The organism is Mesorhizobium sp. M0408, assembly GCF_040321495.1.
Classification (GTDB): domain Bacteria; phylum Pseudomonadota; class Alphaproteobacteria; order Rhizobiales; family Rhizobiaceae; genus Mesorhizobium.
In genome coordinates this window covers 72,801-90,318 of record NZ_JAMYRO010000012.1, presented here as the reverse complement: position 1 = coordinate 90,318, position 17,518 = coordinate 72,801, and the positions used below count along the sequence as shown (strand labels likewise).

Sequence of the window (17,518 nt, the reverse complement as noted above, 5' to 3'; positions counted from 1 at the left end):
GGGCATGACGGCAGGAGCCTTTGCGCCAGCGCGCCGGGCCCCCTGCCTTAGTTGCCAATCCCATCGCCTTCAGCCGACGATGCGCAGGTTCGACAATTCGTTGGCGATTTCCTTGAAATTGTCGGACAGCGTCGCGCCGGTTGCATTCCAGAACAGCTTGGCAGGCTTGCTCGGGTCGGCCGAATCCTTGCGGAAGCGCGAATCCGACGAACACGCCTTCAGCGCATCGATTGCCTTCTTGTCGCTGGCATCTGTGGGCGACAGGTCGAGCGCCACCGTCATCACCAGAACGTTCGAATTCTTTGCATTGGCGCAGAGCGTTTTCATCTGCTCGTCGAGTGCTGCCGTGTAGTTGGCACCGGTATAGGTGGTCTTGCCGATATCGGTGCTGGTATTCATGAACAGGCGGGTTACGCTTCCAGATCCCGGATAGGTCAGCCCAGTGTAGCCGTAGGCGGCGTAGGTCGACCTGTTGTTGGCGTAGCTGCCGTCGCTGACGGCACTATAAGTATTGGCTCCGTCGGTCAGCACCACGACCACCTTGTCGTTGCCCCTCTCGCTGTTCGGCCGACCATCGGTGAACGGTGGGTTGCTCGATACAGTTCGCCAGCCCCAGGCAAGGCCCTCCGGCACGTTGGTGTTGCCGTTCGGCGCCATGGCGTCGATGGCGTCCTTGATCTCCTGCTTCTCTGCGTCCTGGCTGACGTCCTTCAACGGCGTGATGGGGTTGGTGGTGCAGGAGGAATTCGGCCCATCGCCCGCGGCTGCGGATTGCGAACCGTATGGTTTTACCAGGAAATATTTGCGCATGTCAGACTGGCGCTGGGAAGCCGTAGGACCGGCGACATAGGGCCAATCGGCCCACCAGTTGTTACCGTAATTGTAGGACGTGCCGATGACGTCGTTGATGCCGTCACGGTTGAAATCGAGCCACAGAGTGCCAGCCTCATCCGGGGCGAACATCGGCACGAAAAGCGTGGCCGGCGCGGCTGTATCGGGCGTGGTGTCGTCGACATTGTAGGGATATGGCCGTGCTTCGACGCAACCTTGCCAGCTCGCATAGCGGCTTGTGGTGTAGATATATTCCGGTGCGCTCCAGTGGCCGTACTGGCAGGTGCCGTTCTTCTTGTATGTGTCGCAGACATATTGCTTCGAATTGGGTACCTCTTCGCGGCCCGATTCGACCGTCATGTCGGCGTAGAGGCTGAAACGCGTCAGCGGCTGGTCCTTGGTCTCGCCCCAGCCGGTGCCGCGCTTGTACCAGACGCCGTTGAGCTTCTCGGCATATTTGTCCGGATTGTTGGCGGCACTCATCGTCGTCCAGTCGAAATCCTCGTGCTGGATCGGGGAGATGCCGTCCTGATCCATCCAGCTGTCCTGGTCGTGGGTAGGGCCGACATTGACCGAGGCCGCAAACGGCACGAGAGAAAACTGCACCGGTTTGGTGATCTGCTTCATCTGCTGCGCCTGAAGCGCCAGCGTATCGACAAGCTGCTTGGCGGCCGACTTCAGCAGGTCTATTCGCTTCTCGCCGGTGCCGGAGCCGAGATCGCTCATCGAGCCGGAATTATCCAGCACAAGCGCGACTTCGAGGGTGTTCTTGAGGCGGAGTTCCGAACATTCGGTGAAGGTCGTGTCGCTTGCCGTGCCGCCGATCAGCAGGCTGGCGGCCGGTAGAAAATAGGGGTGGAAGGTGAGGCCGGCGCAGAGCTTCAAGGTGCCGCCGCCGGCATTGTTGTTGGGCAGCGTGACGGTCAGCGCTGTGTTCGCCGGGTCGATACGTGCGAGATTGGTTTCGAAAAATGTCTTGGCGTAGGCCTTGACGTCGTCGTCGCTGGCGCCGGCAACGATCTGCTGGGCGGCGGCGAGGCCGGCCGCATCAAGTGCGTTCAGCGTTTCGTGCTTTTGGCGCAGCAACTCCCCGTAATCGACACCGAGCGCCAACCCGCCCATCAGCGGTACAATGGTGATTGCGGTCATTAAGGAGTAGTTGCCACGTCTGTCGCGTCGGAAATTTCCGATCATTGCCTTCAGCATTCCCGCCCGCCCTGTTTTTTTCCGGACGATGCCACGCATTTTTAAATTTCCGATTGCTAAAATACGTTCAAGGTCGGCACGGTTTTTCAATGCCCGTTAACCACACGTCCGCAATCGGCAATGCTGCTCCGCGGCAAAGCCCCATAAGGCTCTGAAAAAGAAGGCTTTCGCCATCACGTCCTCGCCGGCGTCCCCGGGCGGCAATCTTGCGGGCACAACGAAAGCTGGTGACAGAGCGAAGCGCTTCGGTTAATCCGGGCCGGCCGCTACGGACCGTCGGTCGCGGCGCTTGCAAGCATCATGGTACAGGGACAACGGCATGGCGGATTCGCCCGACATCATCGGTTCGCTCGCAGACCTGTCGGGAGCCTATTCAGCCATCCTGTGCGACGTCTGGGGCGTGGTGCACAATGGCGAATGGCATTTCCCGGCGGCGGCTGCCGCGCTGATCGCTGCTCGCGCGGCGAAAATACCTGTCGTGCTGATCACCAATTCGCCGCGTCGCAGCGCCGACGTGGTGGCACAGATGAACGCCATCGGCGTTCCGCCCGCCGCCTACGACCGTGTCGTGACGTCCGGCGACGTTACCCGCGACCTGATCGCCGAAGGGCCGCGAAAGATCTTCCACATAGGCGCCGATCGGGATTTCACGCTCTATGAGGGCCTCGACGTCGAACTCGTCGAGGAGTTCGAAGCATCCGGCGTGGTCTGCACCGGCCTGTTCGACGACGAGGTGGAGAAGCCGGAAGATTATGCCGATCTTCTGCAGAGGCTGCGTGCCAGGAACCTGCCCTTCATTTGCGCCAATCCCGACATCGTCGTCGAGCGCGGCGAACGCATGATCTGGTGCGCAGGCGCTTTGGCCCGCGAATACGCACAGCTTGGCGGACGCACGCTGATCGCCGGCAAACCCTACGCGCCGGTCTATGACGTCGCCATGAAGGAGATCGCCGTCATTCTCGGCCGCCGGGTCGAGCGTTCGCAAGTTCTGGCCATCGGCGACGGCATGATGACCGACATCAAGGGCGCGGCCGACAATGGCTTCGACGTGCTCTACGTATCGGGCGGCATCCATGCCCGCGATTACGGTGAGACGCTGCAGCCGGATCCGGCCAGGCTCGCGGCCTTCCTGGAAAAATATGGCTACAGGCCGGTCGCGGTGATTCCCAGGCTGCAATAGGTTCAAGCCATGACGGCCATGTTCGAACGCATTTCCGCAACCGCACCGCTGCCGGCCCATCTGCGCGGCGGCGTGGTGGCTATCGGCAATTTCGACGGCGTCCACCGCGGCCACCAGGCGGTGCTCGAACGCGCGCGCGCCGAAGCGGAGCGTCGCGGCGTACCCGCCCTGGTGCTGACCTTCGTACCGCATCCGCGAAAGGTGTTTAGGCCGGACATGCCGTTGTTCGTGCTGACGCCGCCGCCGATGAAGGCGCGGCTGTTGTCGCATCTGGGCTTTGCGGCGCTGGTCGAACAGCCGTTCACACGCGAGTTCGCCTCCTTGTCGGCGGAGGCTTTCGTCACCGGCGTGCTCGAGCGCAACCTCGGCATAAGCCACGCCGTCACCGGCTTCGATTTCCATTTCGGCAAGGACCGCCAGGGCGGTCCGGCCTATCTGATGGCTGCCGGCGAGCGCCACGGCTTCGGCGTCACGCTGGTGGATGCGTTTCGCGACGAAAGCGCCGAGGTGGTGTCGTCGAGCCGCATACGCACGCTGCTGTGCGAGGGCAATGTGGCCGAGGCCGCCGGCTTGCTCGGCTACCGTTTCACCGTCGAGGCGGAGGTGATCGGCGGCCAGCAGCTCGGCCGGACACTCGGCTTTCCGACCGCAAACATGAGGCTTTCGCCGGAAGTCACCCTCAATGAAGGGATTTATGCCGTCCGCTTCCGCCGCGCCGACGGTTCGCTACACGATGGCGTCGCCAGCTTCGGCCGCCGGCCGACGGTCGACGACAATGGCGCGCCATTGCTGGAGACCTTCGTCTTCGACTTTTCCGGCGACCTCTACGGCGAGATTTGTGCCGTGTCCTTCTTCGGCTACCTGCGCTCGGAGGTGAAGTTCGACGGGCTTGACGCGCTGGTCGCCCAGATGAAGCGCGACGAGGCCGAGGCGAAGGCACTGCTCGCCGGCGTCAGGCCGCTTTCCGGGCTGGACGCGGCCATAGCTTTTTAGAGCATGGTCCCGAACCGAAGGTCAGCGAAGCAAAAAGTGGGATCCGGTTTTCCGATTAAGATCATGCTCAACCAGAATTTATCTCTTCAGCGCCAAGCCAAGGGCGATGAAGGTCCAGCCCTGGAAGATCAGGTCGACGGCCAGGAACAGGCCCAGAACCCACACGCTGTTGACCGGCCAGCCCATGGCGATGACCAGTCCCGCCAGCGCGCTGATGACGCCGGCCGCGACTACCCAGCCCCAGCCCGGCTGCGGCCGGTGGCTGTAGCCGACCCAGGCCCTGAGCACGCCTGAGGCAAGCAGCGCGACCGCCAGGAGGAAGGTCAGCACCGTCGAGGCGAGGACCGGATTGTCGAAGGCGAAGAAGCCGGCGACGGCGTAGAGGAGGCCGCTGAGCAGCCAATAGAAGAAGCGGCCCCATGTCTTCACGCCGAAGGCATGGATGATCTCGACAATGCCGGCCATCAGCATCAGCCAGCCCACGACAAAGACCGAGGCGACGGTTGCGATGAACAGATTGCCGAAGGCAATGCCGCCGAAGACAAGCAGCAGCACCCCGAGCGCGACGAACCATCCCCATTTCGCCCGCGTCTGGCCAATGGCGTCTTTCATGGCATCGCTGTGCACGGTCATTGCCCTTCTCCCTCAAGGTTGCCTAGCTTCTTTGTTCCGGAAGGTAGCGCCGATCGCCTTGCCCGTCCAGCGAGCAGGCTGTGAGCGCCACACTCCCGAGCGATCCGCTAGACCTCCGTTTTTGACCCGAAGCGGCCAAATACCAGATGGAATAATTCGATCATGTGGGGGGTGAGCCAGTGCTAAAAGATAACAAGCGGGTTTACGGGCGACCCGTCGTCCCGTGTATTCGCCGCGGCGCAAGTGTAACGAAAATTCCCAGTGCTGGCATTGGCCCTTTATACGATGACGTGTGCTGCTGCTATATGCCGTTTTCTACGCTTGATGAGGCTAGGGAAGCAAAATGAGCGATGCGGACGAACACCTCGATCTGACGGAGATCAACGCCGTCCGCAGGTTGTTGACCTCAAAGCCTCGAACGGTCCGCTGGGACGAACGCCGGGCACGGCTCGACGAAGTCGGTTCGGTGTGGCCAGTCGCGGAGGACATCCGATGCGAGCATGTGGTTTTCGATGGCCTCGCGGGCGAGTGGTCCCTGGCGCCTGGGAGTGACAGGGACAAGGTTCTGCTCTTTTTCCACGGTGGTGGCTACTGCTCCGGCTCCCTTAAAAGTCATCGTCGAATGGTTACCGAGGCAGGTCGGGCAATGGGAATACGCACCCTCGCGATCGACTATCGCCGCGCACCGGAACATCCTTTCCCTGCGCAACATGAAGACGCACTCACCGCATGGCGCTTTCTGAGGCGGCAAGGCATCGCGCCGGACCGCATCGTGATTGGCGGAGACAGTGCGGGCGGCAACCTTACCCTGTGCCTGGTCAGTATATTGCGTGCGGCAGGCGAGCCGTTGCCGCGATGTCTTTGGCTGGTTTCGCCCTGGACGGACCTTTCGATGTCCGGCGCGACACTATCAACCAACGACGCAATCGACCCTATCATCCACCGGGCGTATTTGGAGGAACTGGCAACGGCCTATGTTCCCAATGGCGTTGGTCGGCGCGATCCGCTGATCTCGCCTTTGTTCGCCGATCTGAGCGGATTTCCCCCAATGCTGATACAAGCCGGTTCGGCCGAGACGCTGATGTCTGACGCAACTCGGCTCGCCGAAGCCGCCGGCGCGGCGGACGTCAAAGTACGTCTCGAAATTTGGCCGCATATGATTCACGCTTGGCCGGTTTGGAATGCGGGGTTGAGCGCCGGTCGCCGCGCTCTTCACGGCGCAGGCATGTTTGTCCGCGAATGTTTGTAACCCCTGCCGAGGCAACTGCTATCGTATTCCAAACACTTGATCTGGAATCTTGGTGCGCCAAACAGTCGACTGCAATGCGGAACAGGCCGGCCAACGCCGCCGATGTCATGGATATTAAGTCAAATTTTACCGAACTGGCGCCATGGCTTCAGTCAAGGCTGGTTGTATCGGCCAATGTGTTCGACGTATGGAGTAACGATGCGGTCTGTCCCGACGATCCCGGCGGTCCTGGCCGCATTCATGCTCGCCACCTGCGGCGTTGCCAAGGCCGGCGAGGGCACCTTCGGCTGGCTGTCCGGAGACTGGTACCTGACGGTCGGCGCCACCGGCATGATTGCCCCGAATTTCGAGGGCGGCAAGAAGTACCTGCTCAGCGCCTCGCCGATCATCTCGCTCGGCAAGGCTGGTCCCGCGGCGCGCTTCACCTCGCGCAACGACAATATCTCATTGGCATTGATCGACGATGGCGGCGTCCGCGCCGGCCTGACGGGCAAGTTCCTGTTTTCCCGCGACGGTGGTGACGCCGACGAATTGAAAGGCCTCGACCCGGTGCGCTGGGGCGGCGAGGCCGGCGGCTTCTTCGAATTCTATCCTTTGGATTGGCTGCGTGCCCGCGCCGAATTGCGGCACGGCATTCGTGCCCATAACGGCTTTGTCGCCGACATCGCCGCCGACGCCTTTTACGATGTGACGCCCGACGTCAGGATTTCGGCCGGACCGCGCGTTTCGTTCGCCTCATCGGACTATTTCGACGCCAATTACGGCGTTGATGCCGAGGAGTCCCTGGCCTCGGGGCTCAGCGAATATCATCCCGGTGGCGGGGTGAAGTCGGCGGGCCTGGGCGGCGCGGTGACCTGGAAGGTGACCGAGCCGATGACGGCCAGTCTGTTCGGCGAATATTCCCGCCTGATGGGCCCGGCCGCCGATTCCAGCCTGGTCAAGGAGCGCGGCTCCAGGGATCAGTTCATGATCGGCATGTCGACGACCTATCGCTTCGATTTCTCGATGTGATGTCGCAGGTTATATACTGCGCGCAGCCGCATGGCTCAGGCGACTATGCCGTAGGCGATGCGGTTGAGTTCCTCTTCCACAAGCATCGCACTTGTTTCGGATTGTAGGAGATTGATGGGCGCCTCGTTGAGCACCCGACTTCGCTTGCGCAGCCAGCGCTGCGCCCTTTCATGGTTGCCGAAAACACGATCCGCCATCGTTGAAATACGAAGTCGCAGGGCGCGTTCGGACTCGGTAATCGTCAGAGTCACATTTCGTTCCTTCCGGCGCGCTAACTGTGAAATGTAAACCGCAGTTGGTACATGCTCCTAGGAGGAAGCATCAGAGTTCGGGCTTTTCAATAGGGCCGGCCTCGTTTAAAAGCCCGGTCATGACGCACTTTATCAGCGCATTCGCGACTGCGATACGAATTACAGGCCCGGTGTTCCGGGCGGCCTGACCGCCGCCGGAGCCGCCGGGAATCTTGCGCGCGCCTCTCGCGCTTTTTCCAGATCATGATAGTTCAACGCCCGGGCTCTTTTGCCGCCGGGCAACGCATATGGCAGACGAATGACTGATACCGAGACCGCCGAGACGATCGACTATTCCAAAACGCTCTACCTGCCGCAGACGGATTTCCCGATGCGCGCCGGTTTGCCGGAAAAGGAACCGCTGCTGGTCAAACGCTGGCAGGACATGGACCTTTACCGCAAGTTGCGCGAAGACGCAGCCGGCCGCGAAAAATACGTGCTGCACGACGGGCCGCCGTATGCGAATGGCAACATCCATATCGGCCATGCGCTGAACAAGATCCTCAAGGACGTCATCACCCGCTCGTTCCAGATGCGCGGCTATGACTCGAACTATGTACCCGGTTGGGATTGCCACGGCCTGCCGATCGAATGGAAAATCGAGGAGCAGTACCGCGCTAAGGGCAAGAACAAGGACGAGGTGCCGGTCAACGAGTTCCGGCAGGAATGCCGCGAGTTTGCGGCGCACTGGATCAAGGTGCAGGGTTCCGAATTCCAGCGGCTCGGCGTCGTCGGCGACTTCGACAATCCCTATACGACAATGGCTTTCCATGCCGAGGCGCGCATCGCCGGCGAGCTGCTGAAATTCGCCATGTCCGGCCAGCTTTATCGCGGCTCCAAACCGGTTATGTGGAGTGTGGTCGAGCGCACCGCGCTGGCCGAGGCAGAGGTCGAATACCAGGACTATGAGTCGGACACGATCTGGGCGAAGTTTCCGGTCGTCAGCCTCGCTCGCCAGGTCATCAACATCGAGGATGGGCAGCCAGCCCTGGATCCCAAGCTGACGCAGACGTCGCTCGATCTGCTTGATGCCAACGTCGTCATCTGGACGACGACGCCGTGGACAATCCCCGGCAATCGCGCCGTCAATTACTCGCCGCGCATCAACTATGGTCTCTACGAGGTTACCGCGGCCGAGAACGCCTTTGGTCCTCAGCCCGGCGAAAAGCTGATCTTTGCCGAGAAGCTTGCGGACGACGCTGCCGCGAAGGCCAAGGTCACTCTGAATCGGCTTCGCAGCGTTGGCGCCGAAGAGCTTGAAAACCTTACGCTTTCGCATCCCCTCAAAGCTCTGGGCGGCGGCTACGATTTTCCCGTGCCGATGCTCGCCGGCGATCACGTCACCGACGATGCCGGCACCGGTTTCGTCCACACCGCGCCGGGACATGGCCGCGAAGACTTCGACGCCTGGATGGATGCTGCCTCTGATCTTCGCCAGCGTGGCATCGACACCGCGATCCCCTTCACCGTCGACGATGCCGGCTTCTTCACCAAGGACGCGCCGGGCTTCGGCCCGGACTGCGAGGGTGGAGCGGCGCGCGTCATCGACGACAATGGCAAGAAGGGCAACGCCAACCAGGCTGTCATCGACAAGCTGATCAAGCGCAACGCGCTGTTCGCGCGCGGCCGCCTGAAGCACTCCTATCCGCATTCCTGGCGCTCGAAGAAGCCGATCATCTTCCGCAACACGCCGCAATGGTTCGTCTATATGGACAAGGAGCTTGGCGACGGCACGACGCTGCGCAGCCGCGCCCTGAAAGCCATCGACGATACCCGCTTCGTGCCCGCCGCCGGCCAGAACCGCATCCGCGCCATGATCGAGGAGCGCCCCGACTGGGTGCTGTCGCGCCAGCGCGCCTGGGGCGTGCCGATCGCCGTCTTTGCCGATGCCGACGGCAATGTGCTGCGCGACGAGGCAGTCAACCAGCGCATCATGGACGCCTTCGAGAAAGAAGGCGCCGACGCCTGGTTCGCCGCCGGCGCCAAGGAGCGGTTCCTCGGCAATCACGATGCCTCGAAATGGCAGCAGGTCATGGACATCCTCGATGTCTGGTTCGATTCAGGCTCGACGCATGCCTTCACGCTTGAGGACCGGCCCGACCTGAAATGGCCGGCCGACGTCTATCTCGAAGGCTCCGACCAGCATCGCGGCTGGTTCCACTCCTCGCTGCTCGAAAGCTGCGGCACCAGGGGCAGGGCACCCTACGACACCGTCGTCACCCATGGCTTCACCATGGATGAGGAGGGGCGGAAAATGTCGAAGTCGCTCGGCAACACCGTCGTGCCGCAGGACGTCATCAGGCAGTCCGGCGCCGACATCTTGCGGCTGTGGGTGGTGACGACCGATTATTGGGAAGACCAGCGGCTCGGCAAGAACGTGCTGCAGACCAATATCGACGCCTACCGCAAGCTGCGCAACACCATCCGCTGGATGCTGGGCACGCTCGCCCATGACGACGGTGAGGAGGTGCCGCTGGACAAGATGCCGGAGCTGGAGCGGCTGATGCTGCACCGGCTCGCTGAACTCGATGAAGTCGTACGCTCGGGCTACGACGCGTTCGAATTCAAGCGCATCACCCGCGCGCTGCTCGACTTCATGGTGATCGAGCTGTCGGCCTTCTATTTCGACATCCGCAAGGACGCGCTTTACTGCGAAGCGCCTTCCAGCGTGAAGCGCAAGGCTTCCGTGCAGGTGGTGCGCCATCTCTTCGACTGCCTGGTGAAATGGCTGGCGCCGATGCTGCCCTTCACCATGGAAGAGGCTTGGCTCGACCGTCATCCGGATGCGGTCTCTCTGCATCTCGACCAGTTCCCGGAGATCCCGGCGGACTGGAAGAACGAGGCGCTGGCGGAGAAGTGGCGCAAGGTGCGGCAGGTCCGCCGTGTCGTCACCGGGGCGTTGGAAATCGCCCGTGCGCAGAAGGTCATCGGCTCTTCGCTGGAAGCGGTGCCGGTCGTCACCCTCGACGATGCCGTGCTCGAAGCGGCGATCGCCGATGTCGACATGGCCGAGATGGCGATCACCAGCGATCTGGTTATCATGCACGGCAAAGCGCCGGCGGGCAGCTTTACCCTCGACGACGTCAAGGGCGTCGCCGTGGTCGTCGAGAAGGCGGAGGACCGTGGCCTGGTGAAGTGCGCGCGCTCCTGGCGCTACACCGCCGATGTCGGCTCAGATCCGGAATTCCCGGATGTTTCGGCCCGTGACGCCGCTGTTCTGCATGAGCTGAAGGCTTTGAGCCGTCTTTGAGGCGGTGCACAAATGCCACGGCGGGGGCCGATCGGCCCTCGCGCGTTGCCCTTAACGAGTGGTTGAGGTAAACACGCGAAACTCCGGACGACAAATTGTCGCCGGAATTCCGTCGGAAGAGCATAGGCGATGGGGACCGGACCTTTCTTTGGCCGGCGGCAATCGAGAGGCTGTCTACAGTGGGACTTTTTGGCATGACCGAGAGAACTTACGCGCGCGTTGCGCTGCTGGCGCCGCTTGTCGTATCGGGCCTCGCTTTGTCCGGCTGCATGGGCTCGCCCACTTACGGGACCGACAAGACCGCGGGCGCGCAGCTTGCCGGCGACCTCACCGGGGCTTTTTCCTTCGCACCCAAGCGCAAGGATAGTATCGACTACAAGCCGCGCCCCACGCTGGTGAAGCCAGGGCCGGGGCAGAAGGAAGTCTTGCCGCCGCCGCAGGAAAGCATCGAGACGGCAAGCGCCGAATGGCCCGAATCGCCGGAGCAGCGCCGTGCCCGCCTGCGCGCCGATGCCACCCTGCATCAGGACGACCCGGCCTACCAGGCGCAGGTCATCGATGACGTGCAGACGGATCCGGCGTCGGTCAAGGCCGCGCTGAAGCAGTCGGGCTCGAGCCATCCGCCAGCCTGGACTCCGGCCGATTCGGACAAGAGCCGCGCCGCGGAAATCATGCGCCGCCGGGCTGAAGGCAAACAGGGCGACCCGACCACCCGCAGATATCTGAGCGAGCCGCCGGTGCAATACCGCGCTGCCGCCGCCACCGCGCCGCAGGGTGACCTCGGCGAGGACGAGTACAAGAAGGAACGCCGCCTCAAGAGGGAGGCGGCCGCCAAGAGTAAGAGCGGCGGCATGTTCGACTGGCTGCCCTGGTAGGCTGACGGCGCCAGAGACGTCCTTGCCCTGAATTGGCTGGCTGGATTGGCTGACTTGGATTTGGACCGTCTGCCGGACCAGAAAATCAGGGTCCGCGTCGCTCGCGAAAAAAGTCCTTCAGCAATGCTGCTGCAGCGTTCTCGGCCATGCCCGGATAGATGTCGGGCACATGGTGGCAGGTCGGTGAAGTGAAGAAGCGAACGCCGTTGACCACTGCGCCGCCCTTCTCGTCGGCAGCGCCGAAATAAAGCCGGCGCAGCCTGGCGAAGGAGATGGCGCCGGCACACATGGCGCACGGCTCCAGCGTCACATAGAGATCGTGGCCGCTGAGCCGCTCGCTGGAAAGCTTGCGGCAGGCCTCGCGGATCGCCAGCATCTCGGCATGGGCGGTCGGATCGGCGAACTCGCGGGTGCGGTTGCCGGCACTCGCAACGACCGTATCGCCGCCGACGACGACCGCGCCAACCGGCACTTCGCCACGCTGGGCGGCGGCTTCGGCTTCTTTCAGCGCCAGGGCCATGAAATCCTGCCGCTTCACGCGGTTTCCATTCCGATTATCTCCTCGCCACTAGAGCGCGATCCTGTTACTACCCGCGCAAACGAGCAAAGGCCACATGGACGACAAAAACAAGAAATTCCCGCGCAAGGCCGGCCCGAAGCCGGGGGGGCCGCGTGGTCGCGATGGCGCTCCCGGCAAGGGCGGCAAGCCGCCCTTCGGCGCCAAAAAACCTTACGCTCCGCGCGGCGACCGGCCGGCGGCGGCCGAAGGCGAACGGCCGAAGCGCGACTTCAAAGGCGGCGACAGGCCGTTCAGCAAAGGGCCGCGTCCGGAAGGCAAGCCTTATGAACAGCGCGAGGGTCCACGCAAGCCTTATGCGCCGCGCGGCGACCGGCCGGCAGCTGCCGAAGGCGAGCGGCCGAAGCGCGACTTCAAAGGCGGCGACAGGCCGTTCAGCAAAGGGCCGCGTCCGGAGGGCACGCCTTATGAAAAGCGCGAAGGTCCGCGCAAGCCTTACGCACCGCGCGGCGACCGGCCAGCAGCTGCCGAAAGCGAGCGCGGCGAGAGGCGCTTCGACCGTCCCAAGCGTGATTTTGGCGGCGATCGACCGCAAGGGGCACAAAGGGCACAGGTGGCATCGGAAGGCGGCTTCAAGCCGCGCCCGCGTCGCGTCGAGGCAACGGAAGAAGCCGGCGAACGCATTGCCAAGCGGCTGGCGCGTGCCGGCCTGGCCTCGCGCCGCGACGCCGAGGAACTGATTGCGGCCGGCCGCGTCAAGGTCAATGGCAAGGTGTTGTCCTCGCCGGCCTTCAACGTCATGCCTGGCGACATCATCCATCTCGACGGCATGGAGATTCCGCCGATCGAGCGCACCAGGCTGTTCCTGTTCCACAAGCCGGCCGGCGTGGTCACGACAAACCGCGATCCCGAGGGCCGCAAGACCGTCTTCGACGTGCTGCCGCCCGGGCTGCCGCGGCTGATGACCATCGGCCGGCTCGACATCAACACCGAAGGCCTGCTGCTGCTCACCAATGATGGCGGCCTGTCGCGCGTGCTCGAACTGCCGGCGACCGGCTGGTTGCGACGCTACCGCGTGCGCGTCCACGGCAAGGTCGAGGAAAGCGCGCTTGCAGGGCTGCGCGAAGGCATTGCCGTCGACGGTGTCTTTTATGGCGCCATCGAGGCGACGCTCGACCGCGAGCAGGGTTCGAACGCCTGGCTGACACTCGGCCTGCGCGAAGGCAAGAACCGCGAGGTCAGGAACATCCTGGGCGCGCTCGGTCTCGACGTGACGCGGCTGATCCGCATTTCCTACGGGCCGTTCCAGCTCGACGATTTGCCGGAAGGCCATGTGCTGGAGATCAAGGGCCGCGTGCTGCGCGACCAGCTCGGCGAGCGCCTGGTCGAAGAGTCCGGCGCCAATTTCGATGCCGATATCGCCAAGCCGTTTTCCAACAAGCCGGTCAGGCGTGAGCGCGAGGAGGAGCCCGAGCGGCCGAAATTCACCCGCGACGGCGAACGCCGGCCGATCGGCGAGGGCGGCCTGATCAAGAACCGCAAGCGGCGCGAGGGCAGCCGCGACGAAGCGCTCGGCAAGCTGTCGACAAGCCCTGACAGGAGCTTTGGGCCAAAAAAGAGCTTTGGCGAGCGTGGCCCCAGACCTGAACGCAGCGACTTCGGGGACAAACCCCGTGGCGACAAGCCTCGTGGCGGCTTCGGTGGGAAAAAATCCGAACGCGAGCAGCGGCCGATCGAGCCGCCGGGCCAGCGCAAGGCCAATGTCTGGATGGCGCCGGGCGCACGGCCGATCGGCAAGGGCAGGGCGGAGGCAGACGCCGCCAAGGCGGCAGAAAACAAGGCGCGCAAGGCATCGTTCAAGCCGTCTTACGGCAAGCCCGGCGGCAAGCCGCAAGGCGGCGGTGCAAAGCCGTTCGGCAAACCGCGCGGCGAGCGCCCGGATGGCGGTGGCGACCGGCCGCGCGGCGGCCCGAAAGGAAGCAATGCGGATCGTCGGCGGTGAGTTTCGCGGGCGTCCGCTGGCGACGCCCCGCACCTTTGCCATCCGCCCGACCACCGACCGCACGCGTGAGGCGGTCTTCAACGTGCTGGCGCATCGCTTTCCCGAAAGACTGGACGGCGCGCGCGTGCTCGACCTGTTCGCCGGCACCGGCGCGTTCGGCCTCGAAGCGCTGTCGCGCGGCGCCTCCTACGCTGTCTTCATCGAGGAATCCGCCGAAGGGCGCGGCCTGATCCGCACCAATGTCGAGGCCTTCGGCCTCACCGGCCGCACCAAGATTTTCCGCCGCGACGCGACGGGCTTGGGCGAGGCGGGCACCATCGCCGCATTCGGCATGGTCTTTGCCGATCCGCCCTATGGCAAAGGCCTTGGCGAACGCGCCTTGCGCTCGGCCAAAGCAGGCGGCTGGCTCGCCCCCGGCGCGCTCTGCGTCGTCGAGGAAGCGGCGGCGGCGCCGTTCGAGGCAGGGTCGGGCTTTTCGGTTGTCGACGAGCGCAACTATGGCGAGACGGTCATCCGGTTCATCGAGGCCGCCTGAGTTCGGCTTCCACGATGGCGCCTTCAAAATGACGAACAATTCGTTTTGCCTCGACCAGCAACCCCGCCTATCGTCCCACTACAAACCGGAGCCATCTATGACATTTCAGGCTGAATGGCTGCGCGGAACGCTCTTGGGACTGGCTCTGGTGATGGCCGCGCCGGCTCTGGCGGATAACAATCCTGACGATGGCGTCGTCACCGATTTCCTGCTCGACAATGGCATGGAGGTCGTCGTCATCCCCGATCACCGCGCCCCCATCGTCACCCATATGGTCTGGTACAAGATCGGCAGCGCCGACGAGCCGCCGGGCAAGTCCGGCATTGCCCATTTCTTCGAGCATCTGATGTTCAAGGCGACCAGCAACCATGCGGCGGGCGAGCTCGACCGTGCCGTCGCCGCCATCGGCGGTTCGGACAACGCCTTCACCTCCTACGACTACACCGCCTTTCACGAGACGGTGGTGCCTCAGGCGCTCGGTGAGATGATGGGCTTCGAGGCCGACCGCATGCGCAATCTCATCCTCAACGACGACGTCATCAAAACCGAGCGCGACGTCATCCTCGAGGAGCGCCGCTCGCGCATCGATAGCAATCCGCAGGCGGTGCTCGACGAGGAGATCGACGCCACGCTGTGGCAGAACCAGCCGTACCGCATTCCGGTCATCGGCTGGATGCAGGAGATGGAGAAGCTGAACCGCACCGACGCGATGGCCTTCTACAACAAATATTATACACCCAATAACGCCGTGCTGGTGGTGGCCGGCGATGTCGAGCCGAAAACGGTCAAGGCGCTGGCCGAAAAGACCTATGGCAAGATCGCGCGCGGCCCGGACTTGCCGCCGCGCATCCGCCCCGTCGAGCCCGAGCAGAACACCAGGCGCACGGTGACGCTGACCGACGGGCGCGTCAGCGTGCCGAGCTTTACCACGCAATGGGTGGTTCCGTCCTATCACACGGCAAAGCCCGGCGAAGCCGAAGCGCTCGACGTGCTGTCCGAAATCCTCGGCGGCGGCAACCGCAGCCGGCTCTACCAGGAGCTTGTCGTCAGGCAAGGCATCGCCGCCGAGGCCGGCGCCTTCTTCCAGGGCACCATGCTCGACGACACCAATTTCACCGTCTACGGCGCGCCGCGCGGCGATGCCAAGCTTGCCGACATCGAGGCCGCGGTCGACGCCGAGATCGCCCGCATCGCGAAAGACGGCGTCACCAGCGACGAGCTGGAAAAATCCAAGGACCGTTTCGTACGCTCGATGATCTTTGCCCGCGACAAGCAGGAGGACATGGCCAACATCTACGGCTCGACGCTCGCCACAGGCGGTAACGTCCAGAACGTCCAGCAATGGCCGGACCGCATCCGCAAGGTCACCGCCGACCAGGTCAAGGCGGTCGCTGCCCGCTATCTCAATCTCGACCACGCAACGACCGGCTATCTTCTGCCGCAAACCCAAGCTGGGAATTGATTTGATGATGAGCCAGCATGGTCCCGCTCTGCCTTCTCCCCTCGTGGGCTCCTCCCCTTCTCCCACAAGGGGAGAAGGGAAGCGCCCGCACGCCGGCCCTCTTCTAGCAACCCTGTTCCTCTCCCTTCTCTTTGTCATCCTGCCGGCGCTTTCCGCTCGCGCCGCCGTGAACATCCAGGAGGTGACCTCGTCGAAGGGCATCACCGCCTGGCTGGTGGAGGATTATTCGGTGCCGATCGTCGCTATCCGCTTCGTTTTCGATGGCGGCGCGACGCAGGATCCGCCCGGCAAGGAAGGGCTTGCCAATCTGATGAGCGGCCTGTTCGACGAAGGTGCCGGCAACCTCGACAGCGAGGCCTTCCAGATCAAGCTTGACGATGTCGGCGCCGAGATGAGCTTCGATGCGCAGCGCGACGGCATCTACGGCTCGATGCGCATGCTGGCCGAGCAGCGCGACGGCGCCTTCGACCTGTTGCGGGTGGCGGTCAACCAGCCGCGCTTCGACCAGGTGCCGATCGACCGCATCCGCGCGCAGATCCTGTCCGGCATCATCGCCAACGAGCGCGATCCCGATACGCTCGCCCAACGCAAATGGCTGGACGCGATCTACGGCACGCATCCCTATGCGCGGCCCGACCAGGGCACCAGGCAAAGCATCGCGACGATTACGCCGGCCGATCTCAGCGCCTTCCACAAGGCAAGTTTCGCCCGTGACGGCCTGCATGTCGCGGTGGTCGGCGCCATCGACGCCGAGACGCTGAAGCAGAAGCTCGACCTGGTGTTCGGCAGCCTGCCGGAAAAGCAGGCGCTTACGCCCGTTCCCGACATCGACCTGAAGCTCGGCCAGCAGCTCGAGGTCGTTTACGACCAGCCGCAGGCCTCGCTGCAACTCGCCTATCCCGGCGTGAAGCGGAATGCGCCGGATTTCTTCGCCGCGGTGCTGATGAACGAGATCCTCGGCGGCGGCACCTTCACCTCGCGGCTGTTCGACGAGGTGCGCGAGAAGCGCGGCTTGGCCTACAGCGTCAGCTCCGACCTCGTCGACCACCAGCATTCCGAGGCGCTGTCCATCACCACCTCGACCCGCGCCGATAGGGCGGCCGAGACACTGGCCGTGGTGCGCGACGTGGTCAAGCGCATGGCCGAGGAGGGGCCGACCGAAGCCGAGCTGGCGGCGACCAAGAAATACATGATCGGCGCCTATGCCATCAACAATCTGAATTCCTCCGGCGCGATCGCCTCAACGCTGCTCGAGATTCAGCTCGGCAAGCTCGGCATCGACTACATGCAGCGCCGCGCCGCCCTGATAAACGCGGTGACGTTGGACCAGGTGAAAGCGGTGGCGAAAAAGCTGCTCTCCGCCGAGCCGGCCGTCATGGTGGTCGGGCCGAAGCTGGGAAGCAAGGGATGAGCCCACTTTTCCCGCACTGGCCTGCGCCGGTTGGCTCCCCCTTCTCCCCTTGTGGGAGAAGGTGTCGCCGAAG

Annotated in this window: 14 protein-coding genes; 10 read left to right on the top strand and 4 right to left on the bottom strand. The window is 63.5% G+C overall.

What is annotated here, in order from left to right; translation table 11 throughout:
- Window positions 1-69 precede the first annotated feature (69 nt).
- Window positions 70-2,025, bottom strand: coding sequence for a pilus assembly protein TadG-related protein (locus NKI67_RS16065; protein WP_352646023.1), 1,956 nt, complete (start codon window positions 2,023-2,025; stop codon window positions 70-72).
- A gap of 331 nt (window positions 2,026-2,356) precedes the next feature.
- Here NKI67_RS16065 and NKI67_RS16060 point away from each other — a divergent pair, with 331 nt between their 5' ends.
- Together NKI67_RS16060 and NKI67_RS16055 are read left to right on the top strand one after the other, a co-directional pair.
- Window positions 2,357-3,217 carry a TIGR01459 family HAD-type hydrolase gene (locus NKI67_RS16060; RefSeq protein WP_023674338.1) on the top strand — a complete coding sequence of 287 codons (861 nt, stop codon included), beginning with the start codon at window positions 2,357-2,359 and terminating at the stop codon, window positions 3,215-3,217.
- A 9-nt stretch (window positions 3,218-3,226) separates the two neighbouring features.
- A complete protein-coding gene (locus NKI67_RS16055) occupies window positions 3,227-4,210 on the top strand; it encodes a bifunctional riboflavin kinase/FAD synthetase (protein ID WP_352569769.1) in 984 nt (327 codons plus the stop codon).
- A 78-nt stretch (window positions 4,211-4,288) separates the two neighbouring features.
- Here the strand turns inward: NKI67_RS16055 and NKI67_RS16050 are convergent, their stop codons facing one another.
- Window positions 4,289-4,843: an HdeD family acid-resistance protein gene (locus tag NKI67_RS16050; protein ID WP_352569770.1), complete on the bottom strand. Its 555-nt coding sequence runs from the start codon at window positions 4,841-4,843 to the stop codon at window positions 4,289-4,291.
- A gap of 343 nt (window positions 4,844-5,186) precedes the next feature.
- Between NKI67_RS16050 and NKI67_RS16045 the strand changes: the two genes are divergently transcribed.
- Together NKI67_RS16045 and NKI67_RS16040 are read left to right on the top strand one after the other, a co-directional pair.
- Window positions 5,187-6,092 (top strand): alpha/beta hydrolase, encoded by a 906-nt coding sequence (locus NKI67_RS16045; RefSeq protein WP_352569771.1) that lies wholly within the window; start codon window positions 5,187-5,189, stop codon window positions 6,090-6,092.
- Between the two features lie 198 nt (window positions 6,093-6,290).
- Window positions 6,291-7,103 (top strand): MipA/OmpV family protein, encoded by an 813-nt coding sequence (locus tag NKI67_RS16040; protein ID WP_352569772.1) that lies wholly within the window; start codon window positions 6,291-6,293, stop codon window positions 7,101-7,103.
- 35 nt (window positions 7,104-7,138) lie between these two features.
- Here the strand turns inward: NKI67_RS16040 and NKI67_RS16035 are convergent, their stop codons facing one another.
- Complete coding sequence (locus tag NKI67_RS16035; RefSeq protein ID WP_352569773.1) at window positions 7,139-7,354, bottom strand: antitoxin Xre/MbcA/ParS toxin-binding domain-containing protein; 216 nt, start codon at window positions 7,352-7,354, stop codon at window positions 7,139-7,141.
- A 298-nt stretch (window positions 7,355-7,652) separates the two neighbouring features.
- On the opposite strand from NKI67_RS16035, the gene ileS reads away from it, so the two are divergent.
- Window positions 7,653-10,643 (top strand): isoleucine--tRNA ligase, encoded by a 2,991-nt coding sequence (gene ileS / locus NKI67_RS16030; protein WP_352645947.1) that lies wholly within the window; start codon window positions 7,653-7,655, stop codon window positions 10,641-10,643.
- A 194-nt stretch (window positions 10,644-10,837) separates the two neighbouring features.
- Window positions 10,838-11,518, top strand: coding sequence for a hypothetical protein (locus tag NKI67_RS16025; protein WP_352458053.1), 681 nt, complete (start codon window positions 10,838-10,840; stop codon window positions 11,516-11,518).
- A gap of 85 nt (window positions 11,519-11,603) precedes the next feature.
- Here NKI67_RS16025 and NKI67_RS16020 read toward each other — a convergent pair whose 3' ends face one another.
- Window positions 11,604-12,056, bottom strand: a complete 453-nt coding sequence (locus tag NKI67_RS16020; RefSeq protein WP_352479909.1) for a nucleoside deaminase — start codon at window positions 12,054-12,056, stop codon at window positions 11,604-11,606.
- A 76-nt stretch (window positions 12,057-12,132) separates the two neighbouring features.
- Between NKI67_RS16020 and NKI67_RS16015 the strand changes: the two genes are divergently transcribed.
- The 4 genes from NKI67_RS16015 to NKI67_RS16000 all read left to right on the top strand — a co-directional run bounded on the left by NKI67_RS16015 (window position 12,133) and on the right by NKI67_RS16000 (window position 17,445).
- Entirely contained in the window at window positions 12,133-14,037 is a 1,905-nt protein-coding gene (locus tag NKI67_RS16015) for a pseudouridine synthase (protein WP_352569775.1), read from the top strand.
- A complete protein-coding gene (rsmD, locus tag NKI67_RS16010; protein ID WP_352569776.1) occupies window positions 14,018-14,572 on the top strand; it encodes a 16S rRNA (guanine(966)-N(2))-methyltransferase RsmD in 555 nt (184 codons plus the stop codon). Before NKI67_RS16015 ends, rsmD begins: the two co-directional genes overlap by 20 nt.
- 97 nt (window positions 14,573-14,669) lie before the next feature.
- A complete protein-coding gene (locus NKI67_RS16005; RefSeq protein WP_352569777.1) occupies window positions 14,670-16,034 on the top strand; it encodes a M16 family metallopeptidase in 1,365 nt (454 codons plus the stop codon).
- Between the two features lie 166 nt (window positions 16,035-16,200).
- Window positions 16,201-17,445 (top strand): M16 family metallopeptidase, encoded by a 1,245-nt coding sequence (locus NKI67_RS16000; protein WP_502909340.1) that lies wholly within the window; start codon window positions 16,201-16,203, stop codon window positions 17,443-17,445.
- Window positions 17,446-17,518 lie beyond the last annotated feature (73 nt).

What these genes read in the sequence shown, in the direction of transcription:
- NKI67_RS16065 (WP_352646023.1), bottom strand. Translation starts at nt 2,025, where the DNA reads ATGATCGGAAATTTCCGACGCGACAGACGTGGCAACTACTCCTTAATG.
- NKI67_RS16060 (WP_023674338.1), top strand. Translation starts at nt 2,357, where the DNA reads ATGGCGGATTCGCCCGACATCATCGGTTCGCTCGCAGACCTGTCGGGA.
- NKI67_RS16055 (WP_352569769.1), top strand. Translation starts at nt 3,227, where the DNA reads ATGACGGCCATGTTCGAACGCATTTCCGCAACCGCACCGCTGCCGGCC.
- NKI67_RS16050 (WP_352569770.1), bottom strand. Translation starts at nt 4,843, where the DNA reads ATGACCGTGCACAGCGATGCCATGAAAGACGCCATTGGCCAGACGCGG.
- NKI67_RS16045 (WP_352569771.1), top strand. Translation starts at nt 5,187, where the DNA reads ATGAGCGATGCGGACGAACACCTCGATCTGACGGAGATCAACGCCGTC.
- NKI67_RS16040 (WP_352569772.1), top strand. Translation starts at nt 6,291, where the DNA reads ATGCGGTCTGTCCCGACGATCCCGGCGGTCCTGGCCGCATTCATGCTC.
- ileS (WP_352645947.1), top strand. Translation starts at nt 7,653, where the DNA reads ATGACTGATACCGAGACCGCCGAGACGATCGACTATTCCAAAACGCTC.
- NKI67_RS16025 (WP_352458053.1), top strand. Translation starts at nt 10,838, where the DNA reads ATGACCGAGAGAACTTACGCGCGCGTTGCGCTGCTGGCGCCGCTTGTC.
- NKI67_RS16015 (WP_352569775.1), top strand. Translation starts at nt 12,133, where the DNA reads ATGGACGACAAAAACAAGAAATTCCCGCGCAAGGCCGGCCCGAAGCCG.
- rsmD (WP_352569776.1), top strand. Translation starts at nt 14,018, where the DNA reads ATGCGGATCGTCGGCGGTGAGTTTCGCGGGCGTCCGCTGGCGACGCCC.
- NKI67_RS16005 (WP_352569777.1), top strand. Translation starts at nt 14,670, where the DNA reads ATGACATTTCAGGCTGAATGGCTGCGCGGAACGCTCTTGGGACTGGCT.